This is a genomic window from Streptomyces coryli (assembly GCF_011044975.1).
Classification (GTDB): domain Bacteria; phylum Actinomycetota; class Actinomycetes; order Streptomycetales; family Streptomycetaceae; genus Streptomyces; species Streptomyces coryli.
In genome coordinates this window covers 1-16,231 of the sequence record NZ_JAAKZV010000190.1, presented here as the reverse complement: position 1 = coordinate 16,231, position 16,231 = coordinate 1, and the positions used below count along the sequence as shown (strand labels likewise).

The 16,231-nt window shown below is 71.6% G+C and carries 15 protein-coding genes and 3 tRNA genes; 12 read left to right on the top strand and 6 right to left on the bottom strand.

Features of this window, described 5'->3' with window-relative positions; all coding sequences use genetic code 11:
- Positions 1–183 precede the first annotated feature (183 nt).
- The gene (locus G5C51_RS30630) at positions 184–705 is read right to left on the bottom strand and encodes a DUF3830 family protein (protein WP_165242000.1); all 522 of its coding nucleotides are present in this window, start codon (positions 703–705) and stop codon (positions 184–186) included.
- Positions 706–798: 93 nt separating this feature from the next.
- Between G5C51_RS30630 and ehuB the strand changes: the two genes are divergently transcribed.
- The 9 genes from ehuB to G5C51_RS30590 all read left to right on the top strand — a co-directional run bounded on the left by ehuB (position 799) and on the right by G5C51_RS30590 (position 6,251).
- A complete protein-coding gene (ehuB, locus tag G5C51_RS30625; protein ID WP_165241998.1) occupies positions 799–1,716 on the top strand; it encodes an ectoine/hydroxyectoine ABC transporter substrate-binding protein EhuB in 918 nt (305 codons plus the stop codon).
- On the top strand, positions 1,716–2,465 hold the full coding sequence (ehuC, locus tag G5C51_RS30620) for an ectoine/hydroxyectoine ABC transporter permease subunit EhuC (RefSeq protein ID WP_165241996.1): 750 nt from the start codon (positions 1,716–1,718) through the stop codon (positions 2,463–2,465). Before ehuB ends, ehuC begins: the two co-directional genes overlap by 1 nt.
- On the top strand, positions 2,462–3,112 hold the full coding sequence (gene ehuD / locus G5C51_RS30615) for an ectoine/hydroxyectoine ABC transporter permease subunit EhuD (protein WP_165241994.1): 651 nt from the start codon (positions 2,462–2,464) through the stop codon (positions 3,110–3,112). Before ehuC ends, ehuD begins: the two co-directional genes overlap by 4 nt.
- On the top strand, positions 3,099–3,905 hold the full coding sequence (ehuA, locus tag G5C51_RS30610) for an ectoine/hydroxyectoine ABC transporter ATP-binding protein EhuA (protein ID WP_165241992.1): 807 nt from the start codon (positions 3,099–3,101) through the stop codon (positions 3,903–3,905). The genes ehuD and ehuA overlap by 14 nt, the downstream gene beginning before the upstream one ends.
- A gap of 163 nt (positions 3,906–4,068) precedes the next feature.
- On the top strand, positions 4,069–4,827 hold the full coding sequence (locus G5C51_RS30605; RefSeq protein ID WP_165241990.1) for an IclR family transcriptional regulator domain-containing protein: 759 nt from the start codon (positions 4,069–4,071) through the stop codon (positions 4,825–4,827).
- 60 nt (positions 4,828–4,887) lie between these two features.
- A tRNA-Lys gene (locus G5C51_RS30600) sits at positions 4,888–4,961 on the top strand.
- A 106-nt stretch (positions 4,962–5,067) separates the two neighbouring features.
- On the top strand, positions 5,068–5,424 hold the full coding sequence (locus tag G5C51_RS30595) for a hypothetical protein (RefSeq protein ID WP_165241988.1): 357 nt from the start codon (positions 5,068–5,070) through the stop codon (positions 5,422–5,424).
- Between the two features lie 102 nt (positions 5,425–5,526).
- Positions 5,527–6,216, top strand: a complete 690-nt coding sequence (locus G5C51_RS43325; RefSeq protein ID WP_240930050.1) for a bifunctional DNA primase/polymerase — start codon at positions 5,527–5,529, stop codon at positions 6,214–6,216.
- Positions 6,178–6,251: transfer RNA gene (locus G5C51_RS30590), tRNA-Lys, on the top strand. Before G5C51_RS43325 ends, G5C51_RS30590 begins: the two co-directional genes overlap by 39 nt.
- 106 nt (positions 6,252–6,357) lie before the next feature.
- Here the strand turns inward: G5C51_RS30590 and G5C51_RS30585 are convergent.
- On the bottom strand, positions 6,358–7,614 hold the full coding sequence (locus tag G5C51_RS30585) for a M6 family metalloprotease domain-containing protein (RefSeq protein ID WP_420824874.1): 1,257 nt from the start codon (positions 7,612–7,614) through the stop codon (positions 6,358–6,360).
- A 362-nt stretch (positions 7,615–7,976) separates the two neighbouring features.
- On the opposite strand from G5C51_RS30585, the gene G5C51_RS30580 reads away from it, so the two are divergent.
- The 3 genes from G5C51_RS30580 (at position 7,977) to G5C51_RS30570 (ending at position 12,381) form a co-directional block, all read left to right on the top strand.
- Positions 7,977–9,704, top strand: a complete 1,728-nt coding sequence (locus G5C51_RS30580) for a putative bifunctional diguanylate cyclase/phosphodiesterase (RefSeq protein WP_206314513.1) — start codon at positions 7,977–7,979, stop codon at positions 9,702–9,704.
- 122 nt (positions 9,705–9,826) lie between these two features.
- Positions 9,827–11,581 carry a histidinol-phosphate aminotransferase family protein gene (locus tag G5C51_RS30575; RefSeq protein ID WP_165241986.1) on the top strand — a complete coding sequence of 585 codons (1,755 nt, stop codon included), beginning with the start codon at positions 9,827–9,829 and terminating at the stop codon, positions 11,579–11,581.
- The gene (locus tag G5C51_RS30570; RefSeq protein ID WP_206314510.1) at positions 11,578–12,381 is read left to right on the top strand and encodes a phosphatidate cytidylyltransferase; all 804 of its coding nucleotides are present in this window, start codon (positions 11,578–11,580) and stop codon (positions 12,379–12,381) included. The genes G5C51_RS30575 and G5C51_RS30570 overlap by 4 nt, the downstream gene beginning before the upstream one ends.
- Here G5C51_RS30570 and G5C51_RS30565 read toward each other — a convergent pair.
- From G5C51_RS30565 to G5C51_RS30550, 4 genes are all read right to left on the bottom strand, one after another.
- Complete coding sequence (locus G5C51_RS30565; protein WP_165241984.1) at positions 12,378–13,445, bottom strand: LLM class flavin-dependent oxidoreductase; 1,068 nt, start codon at positions 13,443–13,445, stop codon at positions 12,378–12,380. The genes G5C51_RS30570 and G5C51_RS30565 overlap by 4 nt on opposite strands.
- Before the next feature lie 137 nt (positions 13,446–13,582).
- Positions 13,583–13,666, bottom strand: a tRNA-Leu gene (locus tag G5C51_RS30560).
- A 48-nt stretch (positions 13,667–13,714) separates the two neighbouring features.
- Entirely contained in the window at positions 13,715–15,085 is a 1,371-nt protein-coding gene (locus tag G5C51_RS30555; protein WP_165241982.1) for an AAA domain-containing protein, read from the bottom strand.
- Positions 15,086–15,158: 73 nt separating this feature from the next.
- The coding region (locus G5C51_RS30550) for a hypothetical protein (protein WP_165241980.1) at positions 15,159–16,231 on the bottom strand (1,073 nt) is incomplete at its 5' end.

Below are 16,231 nucleotides of genomic sequence, written 5' to 3'. Positions count from 1 at the left end.
CAACCCACCGCCAGCCGCCCAGGCCGCACCCGGCGAGCAAAGGGCGCCCCGCCGCCCCACTCCTCCCGTAACCGGCCAACTCACCGGCACCGAGCCGCTCCGGACCCGGCGGCGCGGCCGTCACCATCCGATGCCAAGCCGCCCGCCCGATCTGCCGCCGGCCCTACGGTCGTGCGGTGCGGCCTACGCCCGCGCGAACCGGAGCGATTCCCCCAACGCCCCCGCCCGCCACAGGTCCTGACACGCTTCAGCCATCCGATCGAGCCCATCGACGATCGTGCCCCACACAATGCCGGGCACCCACCCCTGATCACCATTGATGAGCAGGTTGTTGCGCTCGTAGAAGAGGGCCAGGTCGACGACCTGGGTCCGCCCCTGATGCGCCGCCGACTGTTCGTAGCCGGCCGCCGCCTGCTCGTAGCCGTACGACTTCGTGCCCAACTGCGTGTCCGTAAAGGTGAAATAGCAGAGATCGCCCGGAATGGGCGTGATGGTCGGGTTTTCGAGCGGGGGCTCGGAGGGCGCGAAGGTGGGGATGAGGGTGTAGATCTCGTTCCGGGCGTACTTCGCGTGATAGACGTCGCCCCCCAGCGGAAGGGCGTTCCAGACGGCCTCGCAGGTGATCGGCGCGCGGTCCTGCAGAAGCTTTGCCGTGCAGGTCACGCCCCTTTTGGCCAGCGAAACTTCGATGAAGCGGTCGGTCACAGCTCGTACCTCCCTCGACGGCCATGGTCACGGCGAGATCGCAGGCTGAAAACGCTCGGCATATCTTCAGCCAAGTCGGGTAGTCGCGCGGCCATGGCTCCACCACATGAGAACGACTACAACGGAATCACACATAGACGCCTAAGTCGCCGATCTCTGCTTGCAGGAACGGCTTCTGTGGGGGCAGTGGCCGCGATGGGCGCTGCCGCCGGCTGCAGTCGGGCCGAGGCGGGGGAGAGCGTCGAGGGGGGCGACCTGCTGGAGGAGTTGCGGGATCGCGGCATGGTCAAGGTAGGCATCGCCAGTGAGCCGCCGTTCGGCTTCCTCGACGAGGACGGTGAGGCCACCGGAGAGGCGCCCGCGATCGCCAAGCGCATCTTCAAGGCTCTCGGCGTGCCGAAGATCGAGGCCGTGCCCGTGGAGTTCGGTGCGCTGATCCCGGGCCTGAAGGTCCAGCAGTTCGATGTGGTCTCCGCGGGGATGTACATCCAGCCGGACCGCTGCGCCCAGGTGATCTTCTCCGACCCGGACTACCTGATGAAGGACGCCTTCATCGTCAAGAAGGGCAATCCGGAGGGCATCAGGAACTATGAGGACATCGCCAAGAAGGGCCTGAAGCTGGCCAGCGGCACCGCGTACGCCGAGATCGCCTACGCGGAGGCCCACGGCATCAAGGACATTCTCATTCTCCCCGACCAGGTGGCGGGCCTCGAAGCCGTTGCCCAGGGGCGCGTCCACGCCTTCGCGGGCACGAACGTCACCGTTCAGGGCGTGGTGAAGGGATCGGCCAAGGCCGAGGCGACGAAGCCGTTCCAGCCGTACGTGGACGGGAAGCCTGCCTACGGAGCCGGCGGCTTCGCCTTCCGGCCCGCCGAGAAGAACCTGCGTGATGCCTTCAACCGCGAGCTGCACAAGCTCAAGGACAGTGGTGAACTGCTCCGTATCGTCAAGCCCTTCGGCTTCACGAAGGCGGAGATGACGGACCTCACCGCGAAGGAGTTGTGCGGCTGATGATGACGTCAAAGTTCTTCTTCGAGTGGTTCCTCCCCGGCATCTGGATCACCATCCAGGTGCTCGTGTACAGCGCCGTGCTCGCGGGCGTCGTGTCCTTCGTCATCGGCACGCTGCGCACCTCGCGGTTCTGGATCGTGCGCTTCCTGGCGGGCACGTACTTCGAGATCTTCCGCGGCATGTCCGCGCTGATCATGATGTTCTGGATGGCCTTCGTCGTCCCGCTGATGCTCGGCTGGCAGTTCGTGCCGATGTTCTCGGGTGTGCTCGCGCTCGGCCTGACGTATGGCGCGTACGGGTCCGAGATCGTCCGCGGCGCACTTGCCGCCGTGCCGCCGGCGCAGCGCGAGGCGGGGATCGCGCTGAGCTTCACGCGGATGCAGCGGCTCCGCCGCATTGAGCTGCCGCAGGCCTGGCCCGAGATGGTGCCACCGTTCAACAACCTGCTGATCGAGCTCATGAAGGGCACCGCGCTGGTGTCCGTCATCACCGTGGCCGACATGACGTTCGCGGGCAACCTCGTCCGGCTGTCCAAGAACGAGAGCATGCCGATCTACACGCTGCTGCTGGTGCTGTACTTCGTCCTCGCCTTCATCCTCACCCGCGGCATGCGGATGCTGGAGCGCAAGGCGAAGGCCGGTGTGGGCCGTGCGCCGGAGGGCAGGACGATCCTCACCCGCAAGCTGAGCCCCAAGGGTGAGTTGGACCAGGCGAGAGCCGGCACCGCCGGTGCAGGAGGTGCGGGATGACATTCGACTGGGGAGTCGTCGACGACTTCATGCCGCGCTTCTGGGACGGGGTGCTCATCACCCTCCAGGCGCTGGCGCTGGGCACATTGATCGCCTTCGCGCTCGGCCTGGTCTGGGCCATGGCCCAGCGTTCCGAGCTCAAGTGGATCCGGTGGCCGGTGACGGTCGTCACCGAGTTCATCCGCAACACCCCGCTGCTGGTGCAGCTGTTCTTCCTCTTCTACGTGGTCCCGGAGTGGGGCCCTTCGATGTCGCCGCTGACCACCGGCATCGTCGGCCTCGGCCTGCACTACTCGACCTACACGGCCGAGGTCTACCGAGCCGGCATCGACGGTGTGCCCACCGGGCAGTGGGAGGCGTCGACCGCCCTCAGCCTGTCCAAGGGTCACACCTGGAAGGCCGTGATCCTGCCGCAGGCGATCCGCCGCGTGGTGCCCGCGCTGGGCAACTACGTCATCGCCATGCTGAAGGACTCGCCGATGATCGCGATGATCGGCGCGCTGGACATGCTGGGCGAAGCCCGCGGCTTCAGCAACGAGACCTTCACCACCGAAGCCCTGACCTTCGTCGGAGTCGCGTTCATCGTCATCGCGTACCCGGCATCCCTGCTTATGAGAGCCCTGGAGCGTCGCCTTGTCCTCAAGTAAGAACGAAACCGAGAACCCGGCCGTCGACGGCAGCGAGCTCATCCGCTTCGACAAGGTGACGAAGCGCTACGGCAGCAATGTCGTGCTGGACCAGCTGGACTTCAGCGTGAACTCCGGCAAGCACATCACCCTCATCGGCCCGTCCGGATCCGGCAAGACCACGATCCTGCGGGCGCTGATGACCCTGGTGAAGCCCGAAGAGGGCACCATCAAGGTGAGCGGCCAGTACCTCTTCCACGAGGAGAAGGACGGCAAGCTCGTGGACGCCGGGGAGTCGCACATCCGCGAGGTGCGCAAGAACATCGGCATGGTGTTCCAGCAGTTCAACCTCTTCCCGAACATGAAGGTGCTCCGGAACATCACCGAAGCGCCGGTGCATGTGCTGGGGCTGGACAAGGACGAGGCGGACGAGCGCGCCCGGGAGCTGCTCGAGCTGGTCGGTCTGACCGAGCACCTCGACAAGTACCCGAGCCAGCTCTCCGGCGGCCAGCAGCAGCGTGTCGCCATCGCGCGTGCGCTGGCCATGCGCCCGCAGATCCTGCTCCTCGACGAGGTCACCTCGGCTCTCGACCCGGAGCTGGTGGCCGGCGTCCTCGACCTGCTCCGGGACATCGCACGGTCCACGGACATCACCATGCTCTGCGTCACCCATGAGATGGGATTCGCGCGCGACATCTCGGATGACGTACTCATGTTCAACGAGGGCAAGGTCATCGAGTCCGGGGCGCCGGAGAAGATCTTCAGTGAGCCGGAGCATGAGCGCACCAGGGAGTTCCTGAGCGCGGTTCTCTGAGTCTCGGCAAACCGGCCTATGGCCGGGGCATATGCCATCAGGCGCGCTCCCGTCAGCGGACGGGAGCGCGCCTGGTTTTGTGGGCAACTGCCGCTCGCCTTGCGCATATTCGTCGCTATCGTGGTTGTGTTATCGCCGCGTCACGCTCGGTCAGGGGGATGCTGTGGCCGTCAAGCCGGAACCCACGGCGCCGTTCCACTCGGTGCAGCATGCCTTCCGCGTGCTCGAGTCCGTAGCCCGGCACGGGGACGGAGTCACCGACGCCCAGCTGGCCCGCGAGACCGGGCTGCCCATCGGTCATCTCGCGCACATGATGCTGATGCTGCGCCGTGAGGGATACGTCGAGCAGGTCGCCGACGGCGCGTACGTGGTCGGCGAATCGCTCCTGCTCCTCGGCTCCGCCACCGACCGCGAGCGGGCGCTGCGGGAGAAGCTGCAGCGGTCGCTGGACGACCTGCGGTCCGCGGCCGGGGCGGCGGTGTACATCTGCCGGTACACGGACGGCGAGATCAGCGTCGACCAGTACGCGGACGGGCCCGCCACGCCGCGGGTCAACGAGTGGGTCGACTTCCGCTCCGCCGCCCACGCCACCGCGATCGGCAAGTGCCTCCTCGGCCAGCTCGACCACGACGCCCGCCGCGACCACCTCTCGCGGCACAAGGTGGCCCGGCTCACCTCTCGTACGATCACGGACGAGCGCGCGCTGCTGGCCTCCCTGGACCGGCATCCGGCCTCGGTCCCGGCGCTGGATCTCCAGGAGTACGCACTGGGCACGGTCTGCTCCGCCGTGCCGCTGACCGCGGGCAGCACGGTCGGCTGTCTGGCGCTGTCGCTGCCGGTCGAGCACGCCCACCGGCTGCGCACCGCCACGGACGCGCTCAGCAAGAAGGCGTCGCCGCTGTTGCTGTCCCTGGCGCTCTGAGCCCACGAGGGTGCCGTGGTCAGGAGCACCCCTCCGGAGCAGGTAGTATTTCTCTCGCAGGCGCCGTTAGCTCAGTTGGTTAGAGCAGCTGACTCTTAATCAGCGGGTCCGGGGTTCGAGTCCCTGACGGCGTACCGGAGCAAGGCCCCGGCCGATGCGATCGCATCGGCCGGGGCCTTTGCCGTGCGGGGTTGCGGGGGCGGGGACAATGGTTGGTGGTCCACCCTCAGGAGGAAGCGCATGACCGAGCCGGAGGCTCACCGCAAGACGCCCCGTCGCCCCGCCTCGCTCATCTTCGAACCCCCCGAGGCCGTCACCGACCCCGAGCACTTCTTCGGCCTCGAGGCGCTCGAGGATCCGCGCGAGCTGCTCGCCCGCGCCACCGACCTCGCGCTCGCCTTCCGGGCCGCTACGGACCGCGCGCTGGAGTACCAGGCGGTGGCCGCCGCCCAGCTCGCCGACCCGCGCCGCTTCGACCGGCTGTCGCCGGCCGCCGTCGCCGAGCGGGCCGACTGGTCGGTGGACTACGCGGAGCGGATGATCGAGTTCGGCCGGGACCTCATCAAGAGCGGCGAGAACCCCGAGACCGACGCCTGACGGGCGCTGCGCGGGCGGGGAGGTTACCCCCGGAATCCCCGCCCTGTCCTGGTTTCCGGCGATCCGGGAAGGTGGCGCGCGGGCCCTCGCGATCGTATTGGCATGACCAACGATTCGCCCCGGGGGAACGGGACCACCACCGCCTCCGCGGCCGCGGACGTCACCCCGTCCGGCGCCGCCTGGCTCACCTCCGCCTCGCCCTTCCCGCGCAGCGTGCGCGCCCTGTGGAGCGCCCGGCCCACCGCGCCGACGGTGCTCCCCACCGGCAGCCTCTTCGACGTCGTCAGCCTCCCCGACCTCTTCGCCCGCCGGGTCCTGGACCTGCTGTGGACCGACGGCCCCGGCAGCGGGCCCGTCGCGGCGCTGCCCGACCGCATCATGATCTTCGCCGCCCCGGGCACCGCCGACCGGCTGCCGGCCCTGCTGCGCTGGGAGGAGTGGGGGCGCGGCGACGGGGCGCGCGACGTACCGGCGCCGCTGTGCCACGGTCCCGGGGACGCCGTGACCATCCCGCCGCTGCGGCGGCCCGAGCCGGGCGGCGAGGGCGCTTCTGCGGGCGAGCCGCGGGTGCGCTGGCTGGTCGCGCCCGAGGTGCGTTATCCCTGGCTGCCGGGGCCGCAGGTGCTGCTCTGGGCCTGCACCAAGGCCCGTGCGCAGGTCGCGGCGGGGGCCGGGGCCGCCCCCGATCCCACCCCCCGCGGTAATGGATTTTCGATCTCGGGCGACCGGGTGCTAGAGTTTTCACGTCACCAGGCGCCGTTAGCTCAGTTGGTTAGAGCAGCTGACTCTTAATCAGCGGGTCCGGGGTTCGAGTCCCTGACGGCGTACGTGCTGTGTTGTTGAAAGAGTGAAAGGCCCCTCGCGCGAAGCGAGGGGCCTTTCCCGTTGCGCCCGGGCCGAGGGGCAGCGGCCGGGCGCAAGTCCTGCGGGCGGCTAGCGGCGGTCCACCCGTACGTTCCAGGCGCCGCCCGGGCCCCGCCCGGTCACCGTCACCCGCACCCCGTCGGCGGCCAGGTTCATGCTCTCGCCGGCGCCCAGCGGGGCGTCCGCGAGGTCCGGGTAGACCGAGGTGTCCCAGCAGGCCTCCTTGCCCGGATGGCCGTCCAGGACCTCGATCGGGCCGGTGCCGGAGGCCGCCTCGGCCTGCACCCGGTAGACCAGCACGCCCTCGGTGCAGGACTGGGAGTCGTTGCCGGAGCGCTCCCGGGCCTCGATCGCCAGCGCGGAGGTCTTCGAGGTCCGTACGACCACCAGCCGCGTCGAGCGCAGCGCGGCGCGGTCGCCGGTGCGCGACAGCGGGGCGATGGCGTGGGTGCTGGAGCCGCGCTGCCGTACGCAGTCCACCTGGCCGTCGGCGATCCAGCCGAGCCGCCACTTGTGCCAGCCGAAGGGCTCGGGGGCGAGGCCGAACTGGCTGCCCATGAGGTCCCAGTCGCCGACGTACGTGTCCCAGTCGCCCTTGCCGTCCTCGGGGCGGTGGTAGAGGTCCGGCAGGTCGAAGACGTGGCCTGTCTCGTGGGCGAGGACGTTGCGGTCCGGCGGGTGCTGCTCGAAGACCGTGACGATACGGCGCAGCGCGGTGCCGTCGGCGATCATCGGCTGGTCGAAGTTGACGACCTTGGTGGCGTCGGAGTCCACGCCCGGGGCGTCCGGGTCGGCGACCAGGTAGACGACGTCGTAGTCGCTGAAGTCGGTCTGCTTGTCCGCGGCCGATATGGCGTCGCGCAGATAGCGGGCGCGCTTGTCGGGGGCCCAGTCGCGCTGGATGCCGTACGAGGTGGACTTGCGCGGCATCTCGATCCACTGCCGCTGCGGCTCGGCGTGCAGCTTGAAGCGGCCGTAGCTCGACTTCTCGAAGAATTCGGAGGTGGCCGGGAAGTGGTCCGCGGCCAGCTCCCGCGGGGTGGTGACGGGCTCGGAGTCCGGGAAGGACAGGAAGACCATCGCGGCGCGCAGGTTCTTCTGCGGCTTGGGGTAGTCGGCGTTCCAGGTGGAGACGCCCTCGGAGTGGTGCGCGTCGGTGCGCGTGAGGGCGCACGGGCGGGGCACGTCGGCGTCCGCGGACGCGGATATCAGGGAGCCGGCCGCCACGGCGCCTATGACGCCGCCCACGGCGAGACCCGCGCGCAGCCGGCGCGGGCGCTGCCGCCGGTGGCCGGCCCGGACCCCGGATATCTCTGACTGCCCCACATCGACCTCGCAGGCTTCGCTTCGGAACGGATTAAGCCCACCCTGTGTCGATACGGGGTGATTCGTCCTGTTCCGATGCACCGGAAGGGTGACGGGGTTTTCGGGAAGTGCAACCAAGTGGGGCTACGCTGCGTCACAATCGATCGGGTGACGTGCGGCCGCAGACAGATTCGGACGGCTTCGGGCATGGTCCACCGATAAGGTGCCTGCCTCGGCGACGTGTTGCTGGAACGGTCCGTCGCAAAGCCTCTATGATCGGCCTACTTTAAGTAGGCGGTGGCGACTCGATACGAACTCCCCACGGACGGGAGCAAGCGGTGAACGGAACTCCCCCCGGGTCCGTCTGCGGGCCCGGAACCACCCTGCAGACGGTCACGGAACGTCATCTCGTGGCGGCAGCACCCGTGGACGACTTCCGCGCGGCCTTCGACACCGCGCACCTCGCGATGGCGGTCATCGGCAGCGACGGCCTGGTCCGCGCCGCGAACGACAGACTCATCGCGCTCTTCGGCGCCGACCTGCCCGACGGCCTCGCCGGCAGCTCCGCCGCCGAGCTGTGCGCGCTCCGCGACGACTCCTGGACCTGGGGCTGCTTTCTCGACGTGCTGCAGGGCCGCCGCCCGCAGCTGCGGGTCAGCCGCCGGCTCAAGGCCTCGGAAGGCAATCCGGCCTGGTACGACGTGACCGTCACCCCGCTCGCCGAGGGCGGCGCGCTGCTCTCCGTCGCCGACATCAGCGAGCCGCGCGAGCTGCGCGCCCGGCTGCGCCATCTGCAGATGCACGACCCGGTCACCCGGCTGCCCAACCGGGCGCTGTTCTTCGAGCGCCTCGCCGCCGCCCTGGAGGCGGCCCGCGAGCAGGGCAGCGGCCGTATCGGACTCGCCTATCTCGACCTCGACGGCTTCAAGGCGATCAACGACACCCTCGGCCACCGCGTCGGCGACCGGCTGCTCACCGCCGTCGGCCGCCGGCTCACCGACATCGCGGCGGAGGGCGGGTATCTCGTGGCCCGGCTCGGCGGCGACGAGTTCGCCGTCCTCGTCGAGGACTCCACCGGCACCGACCAGCTCTGCGACCTCGCCGGGGACGCGCTGACCGCGCTGCAGAAGCCTTTCGACATCGCCGGGCAGCGGCTCGCGCTGTCGGCGTCGATCGGGGTGGTGGAGCGGGCGGCCACGGGCACGACGGCCACCGCCCTGATGCAGGCCGCCGACACCACGCTGTACTGGGCCAAGGCCGACGGCAAGGCCCGCTGGACCCTCTTCGACCCCGAGCGCAACGCCCACCGGATGACCCGGCAGGCGCTCTCCTCGACGCTGCGGCCCGCCGTCGAGCGCGGCGAGTTCGCGCTGGAGTACCAGCCGCTGGTCGGCCTCGGCGACGGCGCGGTGCGGGGCGTGGAGGCGCTCGTACGGTGGCGGCATCCCACGCTGGGCGTGCTGGCGCCAAATCGTTTCATCGGACTGGCTGAGGAAAACGGCGCCATCGTCCCGCTGGGGCGGTGGATCCTGGAGACCGCCTGCCGGCAGGCGCGCGAGTGGCAGCTCGCCCGGCCGCACGAGCCGGTCTTCGTCAGCGTGAATGTGGCCGTACGGCAGGTGTGGGACTCCGACCTGGTCGCGGATGTGGCGGCCATCCTGGAGGAGACCGGGCTGCCGCCCGGGCTGCTGCAGCTGGAGCTGACCGAGTCGGCGGTGATGGGCTCGGCGGGGCGGCCGCTGCAGGCGCTGCAGGACCTGCACGAGATGGGCGTCGGCATCGCCATCGACGACTTCGGCACGGGCTACTCGAACCTGGCGTACCTGAGCCGGCTGCCCGTCACGACCCTCAAGCTCGACGGCTCCTTCGTCCGCGGCTTCCGGTCGGCCGAGCACCCCAACCCCGCCGACGAAACGATCGTCGAGGCCCTCGTCCACCTCGCCCACCAGCTCGGCATCTCGGTGACGGCGGAGTGCGTCGAGAGCGAAGAGCAGGCGCAGCGGCTGCGCCGCATCGGCTGCGATACGGCGCAGGGCTGGTTCTACTCGCGGGCGGTCGCCGCCGAGCGGGTGTCCGCGCTGATCGGCGTGGAAGGCGTGTCGACGGTCTGAGGGCCTTCGTTATCGGACTGCGGGACCGCCTGAGTACGGGTACTCAGGCCGGCTCCGTCGTTCGCCCCTGTCCGGGCTGGTCAGCGCGCACCACGATGGGCCCCGTATCGAGAGAGGTGCTCATGAGTCGTGATCTGCTGCAGCTGCGCAGTGCCACCGCGGAGGATCTGGAGTGGATCCATGAACTGCGCCATCGCGTGTACGCCGAGGAGCTGGGGCAGCACGCCCCGGATCCGGCCGGGCGGCTGCGGGACGGCCTCGACGGCGACAACGTCTACCTGGTCGCGGCGCGCGGCGCCGCCCGTATCGGCTTCGTCAGCCTGACGCCGCCCTGGGTGGGGCGGTACGGCCTCGACAAGTACCTGACCCGCGACGAACTTCCGCTGCTGTCCGGCAGCGATGTGTTCGAGGTGCGCATCCTGACCGTCGAGCCGCGCTGGCGGTCCACCGTGGCGGCGCCGCTGCTCATGCACGCGGCGCTGCGGTGGATCGCCTCCCGGGGCGGCCGGCGGGTGGTGGCGATGGGGCGCAGCGAACTGCTCGCCATGTATCAGGCCGTCGGCCTGCGGCCGGTGGGCCGCACCGTCCACAGCGGCGCCGTGACCTTCGAGGTGCTGACCGGCGCGGTGAGCGAGCTGACGAAGCTGACGATGGAGCGGTACGGCAGCACGCTGGAGCGGCTGCGGTCCGCGGTCGACTGGCGCCTCGACATGGCGTTCACGCCGCGGGCGGACGGCTGCGAGCACGGTGGTGCCTCGTTCGCCGCGATCGGCACGGACTTCCGTACGCTCGACCGGCGCGGGCGGATCGTCGCCGCGGATGTGCTCGACGCCTGGTTCCCGCCGGCCCCCGGGGTGCTCGCGGCGCTCGCCGAGGACCCGGCCTGGGCGGCGCGGACGTCGCCGCCGACCGGCGCCGATGGCCTGCTCGGTGAGATCGCCGCGTCCCGGGTGCTGCCGGTGGACACCCTTGCGGTCGGCGCCGGTTCCTCGGATCTGATCTTCCGGGCGTTCGGCCGGTGGCTGACCCCGGAGAGCCGGGTGCTCATGACCGACCCGTGCTACGGCGAGTACGCGCACGTTACGGAGCGGGTGATCGGCTGCCGGGTCGACCGGCTGCCGCTGCGGCGGGAGGACGGCTGGCGGATCGATCCGGACCGGCTGGCCGCCGCCGTCGCGGCGGGCGGCTACGACCTCGTGGTGCTGGTCAATCCCAACAACCCGACCGGACGGCACGCTCCGGCCGCCGAGCTGCGCTCGGTGATCGCCGCCGCGCCCGCCCGTACCCGCTGGTGGATCGACGAGGCGTATCTGGGCTACGTGGGCCTGGACGAGTCGCTCGCCGGCCTCGCCGTGACCGACCCGCGGGTGGTCGTCTGCACCTCGCTGTCGAAGATGTACGCCCTGTCCGGCATGCGGGCCGCGTATCTGGTGGCCGAGCCGGGCACGGCGGCGGAGGTGCGCCGCTGGACGCCGCCCTGGCCGGTCAGCCTTCCGGCGCAGCTGGCCGCCGTGGCGGCGCTGCGCGATCCGGCGTACTACCGCGAGCGCTGGCTGAGCACCCACGTGCTGCGTGGGCAACTGGCCGGCGAACTCGGCGAGTTGGACCCGGAGGTGGCGATCGAGGAATCCGCGGCCAACTTCCTCTCCCTCACCCTGCCGTCCGATGGGCCGAGCGCCGCGCAACTGGTGCGCGAGTGCCGCCGCCACGATGTCTATCTGCGCGACCTGTCACCGCTGTCGCCGGGCTACGAGGGGCGCACCGTGCGCATCGCGGTCCGGGACACCGCGGAGAACGCGCGCATCGTCGCCGCCTGCCGCGCCGCCCTGGAGGCGCTGCGACCGGGCCGTGCCGTGTACGCCGGCTCCAGCCGATGATCACTGTCGCGTCCCTTGCGCCCTACCTGGGCGGGGCGTTGGTGCTCGGTGGCATCGCGGTGGCGGTGTCCCGGCGCCGCGAGCTGCTGATCCGGTGGTGCGCCTGGGCGGTCGGAGTGCCGCTGATCACCGCGGCGTTCTGGTGGGGCCGTCCGGGCGCCGCCGTCGTCGCCCTCGCGGCCGGGGTGGTCGCGGCGCTGGAGTTCGGCGCCCTGTTGCGGCTGACCCGGACGGACCGCGCGGTCCTGGCCGCGGCGGTCGCCGGGGTGATCCTCGCCGCCTGGCTGGAGCCCGGACAGCTGCTGCGGGTGGCTGCGGCCGGGGCGCTGGCGATGGCCGCGGTCCCGCTGCTGTCCGGCGACGCCGACGACGGCCTGCGCCGGCTGGGATCCGGCCTGCTCGGCCTCGCCTGGCTGAGCGTGCTCGCCGCGCTCCCGTCGCTGGGGGCGACCGCGCTGGCGCTCTTCGTGGCGGTCTCGGCGGCCGACATCGTCGCGTACTTCGCCGGCCAACGGCTGGGCGGGCCACACCTTTCGCCCCTGTCCCCGGCCAAGCGCTGGAGCGGCACCCTCGCCGGCGCCGCGGCCGGCATCGGCGTCCTCGCCGTACTGTCCGCGCTGAGCTGGCCGATGGCGGTGGCTGTCGCAGTCGGTGGCCCGGCGGGCGACCTCCTCGAATCCATGATCAAAAGAGGTGCCCGGGTCAAGGACTCCGGCAGCTGGCTGGCTGGGGCAGGGGGTCTGCTCGACCGGATCGACTCGCTGCTGGGGGCGTTGGCCATTCTGCTGGTGCTGAGCTAGTCGCCCTTGGGGGCGGTGGGCAGGCCGTAGGCGTCGGCGAGGAGCTCGTACGAGCGGACCCGGACGGCGCCGTCGTGGGCGTTGCTCGTGATCATCAGCTCGTCCACGCCGGTGCGGGCGACGAGCGCGTCGAGCTGTTCGCGGACCTCGTCGCGGGTCCCGTACGAGACATTGGAGAGCCAGGAGGACGCGAACTCCTCCTCCATCGGGCTCCACGCGTGTGCCTCGGCCTCCTCGGGCGAGGGGACGAGGCCGGGCCGGCCGGTCCGCAGCCGCACCATCGACAGCGCGTGCGTGCGCACCTGCCGGTACGCCTCCTTCGCGTCGTCCGTGGCCAGCGCGGAGGCGCCGATCATCGCGTACGGCTCGCTGAGCGCCTTCGATGGGCGGAAGCTCTCCCGGTACAGCTCGAGCGCCGGGAGCGTATTGGCGGCCGAGAAGTGGTGCGCGAAGGCGAACGGCAGGCCGAGCTGACCCGCCAGCTGCGCGGAGAAACCGGACGAGCCCAGCAGCCAGATGTCGGGGCGGTCACTGCTCTGCACGCCGCCGTCGGCCGTGCCCTGGACCGGGCCGGGGACGGCGTGGATACGGGCGTACGGATGCCGCGCCGGGAAGTCGTCGTCGAGGAAGCGGGTCAGCTCGGCGAGCTGCTCCGGGAAGTCGTCGGCGCCCTGGTTCAGGTGATCGGTGCGGCGCAGTGCGGCGGCGGTGGCGCCGTCGGTGCCCGGCGCGCGGCCGAGGCCGAGGTCGATACGGCCCGGGGCGAGCGCCTCCAGGGTCCCGAACTGCTCGGCGATCACCAGCGGCGCGTGGTTCGGCAGCATCACGCCGCCGGAGCCGAGGCGGATCCGCTCGGTGTGCGCGGCGAGGTGCGCCAGGATCACGGCGGGGGAGGAACTGGCGACCCCCGGCATCGAGTGATGCTCGGCCACCCAGAAGCGGCTGAACCCCCTTCGGTCCGTGAGCTTCGCCAGCTCTACGGACGTCTGCAGCGCCTGTGCGGCGGTGCGCCCGGTGCCTACGGTGGCGAGGTCCAGGACGGAGAGTGGGACGGTGGGTGGCATGCGTGCGCCTCCAGGTGGTTCTGCCGCTACGGGGAGGGGAACTGGAGACAGGCTCCGTTTTATTCCCGGGGCCCGCGACCGGGTGGCCAGGAGACGGCGATGGCCGGCCGCGGATGTGCGCGGCCGGCCATCATCGGTGCGGCGGGAGGGATTCGAACCCTCAAGCCCGGTAAGGGGCCACAGGACCTAAACCTGCTGCGTCGCCATTGCGCCACCGCCGCTTGGTCATCAGTCGCCAGCCATGCTAGCGGCTGGTCCGCGACAGCCTCTCAGCGCACCGTGTGCCGCGCCAAGTGCGCCAGTACCGCCTGGTTCGCCTCCCAGCCGTCCGGGAACTTCACCGGCGCCCCGAGCCGTACCGGCTCAGTGGACGGATGGGCGTCCAGGAGGGCCGGAATGCCGGCGCGGGAGACGACGATGCAGGCGTGGCGGTGGCGCGAGGTCAGGACGCAGAGGCGGCCGGTCTCCAGGTGGAAGGCGGTGGCGTCGGGGCGGCCGGAGAGGGGGTGGAGGATGACGGTGACGTCGTATTCGCGGCCCTGGAGGCGGTTGGCGGTGTCGACCGTCACGCCCTCGACCTCGCGGGTGGCGAGGGCCGCCCGTACCGCCGCGGCCTGGTCGCGGTGGGCCGTACCGACGGCGATGCGGTCGGCGGTGAGGGGGGTCGGGCCGCCGCGTTCGCTCCGGGTCTCGCCCTCGCGGTCGAGGAGGCGGCGGACCACGTCGGCGACGGCGGCGATGGCCTCCGGGTCGGTGCGGGGGGTGACCGCCTCGGGGAGTTCGAGGAGCGCCCAGCCGGAGGCGGCCGCCTCGTCCACGGCGTGGTCGGCGGGGGTGTCGGCGGGCGGGGTGGTGAAGGAGAGGTGGCGGTCGTCCGGGCCGGTGCCTGCGCGGAACGGGGTGTACGGGTAGAAGGCCTCCGAGACCAGCGGCGCGGCGGAGGCGGGGAGGCGCCAGGAGACCGGGAGGCGGTGCTGGGGGAGGTCCGGGTTGTGGGCCAGGAGGGTCGTGACCGCGCTGGTGGACGGGTCGTACGACAGGCCGGCCCACTGGTCGGCGCCGACCACGCTGAAGGGGTCGAGTTGGCCGGGGTCGCCGACGAACAGGGCTCGTTCGAAGAGGCCGCCGACGGCGAGGAGGGCGTCGGAGCGCATCTGGTACGCCTCGTCGACGATCGCCTGCGGCCAGCGCTCGTCGAGGTCGGCGGACTTCACGTAAGCCCATTTCGCGGCCGTGGAGACCGTGACGGGGAGGCCGGCCAGGTCCGAGAGCGAGGAGGACGGGCGGACGTGCTCGTGGTCGTCGAGGACCGGGTCGTACGGGTGCGGGTCGCTGCTGTGCAGGCGGCCGATGGGGAGGTCGGGGGCGGCCGTCGCGAGGCGGTCGACGAGGTCGTCGACCTGGGCGTTGGTCTGGGCGACGATCATCAGGCGGCGGCCGGTGGCGGCGATGCGCTGGGCGGCGGAGACGACGAGGGTGGTCTTGCCGGCGCCGGGCGGGGAGTCGACGACGACGCCGCGATGGCCGCCGTCGAGGACGTCGGCCAGGATCGCTTCGGTGGCGGCGGTGGCGGCGGTGGCGGCGGTGGCGGCGGTGGCCGCGGTCGCGGCCGGGTTCGGCTGGGTGGTGGTCGTGGTCATCGGTCCTCCGCTGCGCCGGGCGCGGGGTCTTCGGGTGCGGGCCGGGGTGGTGGCGTGCGGTCGCTCCGGGGCGTCACAGGAAGTCTTCCGCCGTCGGCGGGTCCGCCGACTCCGCCGTGAGCGAGCCCGGCGGGCCGCCGTGCGTCCACGGGGTGTCCTCCGGGTCCGGGAGGCCGGGGCCGCCGCGGGGGGAGTGTTCGAAGAGCGTGAAGCAGAGGCGCTCGCCGGGGTCCGGGATGCTGCCCGGGTCGGGGTCCTTGCCGCGGCCCATGCGGTCGGTGAGGCGGAGGGTGAGTTCGGCGGGGGTGTCTGTGGCGGGGTCGCCGGGCTCGTACGAGACGACCTCCGCCGTCTGCGGCTTGCCGCTCTCCGTGTCGCGGTAGACGCGGGTGCCGGCCGCGGCGTGCGGGGTGTCGGCCGTGCGGAACGTGAGCAGCGGGCGGGGGCGGGGGCGTTTGCCCTCCGAGTACGCCATGACGACGTCTGTCACCTCGCCTGCGAAGGCCTCGCCGGTGAGGCGTCTGCCCGCCATGACGAGGGGGTCGTCCAGGGCTTCCTGGGCGTCCAGTTCGGCCTGGGCGCGTTCGCGGGAGGCGAGTTTACGTGCGGCGGTGACGGCGTCGTCGCGGCGCGGCTGCGGGGGTTCGCCGGCGCGGACGCGGTCGCGGTGGCCGGTGTACGACCAGCGGTCGCCGCGCCAGCGGGCGGCGGCCCGGGGGGCCTCCGGGAGCTCGCGGAGGAGGTCGAGGCCGGTCCAGACGGCGTCCCAGGTGGGGTGGAGGACGGTGTGGAGGAGGTCGGCGATCTCCTTCTCGGCGCCCGGCACGCCGGCGTCGTAACGCGCCATCGCCGGGGCGAGGAGGCGGTTGTCGAAGGCGGGGTCGGTGGCCGGGCCCGCCGGGGGGACGAGGAGCTGGCCGCGGGCGTCGCGGGCGAGTTCTGCGTGGGTGGGGTCCTCGCCGCGGATCCAGGCGAGGAGGGCGCCGAGGTGCTGGTCCTCCAAGTGGCTCTGGCCGGTGGTCCAGTGGCGGGTGAGGAGGCCGGTCATGGGGAGGAGCAGGCAGGAACCGGGGACGCGGGCGCGCTCCGCGTAGTGCGTCAGCCAGCGGCCGAGGAGCGGGACGCGGGGCGGGGCGGGGTACGGGG

Coding starts and splice junctions, on each gene's coding strand:
- ehuD (WP_165241994.1), top strand. CDS start 2,462: ATGACATTCGACTGGGGAGTCGTCGACGACTTCATGCCGCGCTTCTGG.
- ehuB (WP_165241998.1), top strand. CDS start 799: ATGGCTCCACCACATGAGAACGACTACAACGGAATCACACATAGACGC.
- G5C51_RS30565 (WP_165241984.1), bottom strand. CDS start 13,445: ATGCCACCCACCGTCCCACTCTCCGTCCTGGACCTCGCCACCGTAGGC.
- G5C51_RS30555 (WP_165241982.1), bottom strand. CDS start 15,085: ATGACCACGACCACCACCCAGCCGAACCCGGCCGCGACCGCGGCCACC.
- ehuC (WP_165241996.1), top strand. CDS start 1,716: ATGATGACGTCAAAGTTCTTCTTCGAGTGGTTCCTCCCCGGCATCTGG.
- G5C51_RS30570 (WP_206314510.1), top strand. CDS start 11,578: ATGATCACTGTCGCGTCCCTTGCGCCCTACCTGGGCGGGGCGTTGGTG.
- G5C51_RS30595 (WP_165241988.1), top strand. CDS start 5,068: ATGACCGAGCCGGAGGCTCACCGCAAGACGCCCCGTCGCCCCGCCTCG.
- G5C51_RS30575 (WP_165241986.1), top strand. CDS start 9,827: ATGAGTCGTGATCTGCTGCAGCTGCGCAGTGCCACCGCGGAGGATCTG.
- G5C51_RS43325 (WP_240930050.1), top strand. CDS start 5,527: ATGACCAACGATTCGCCCCGGGGGAACGGGACCACCACCGCCTCCGCG.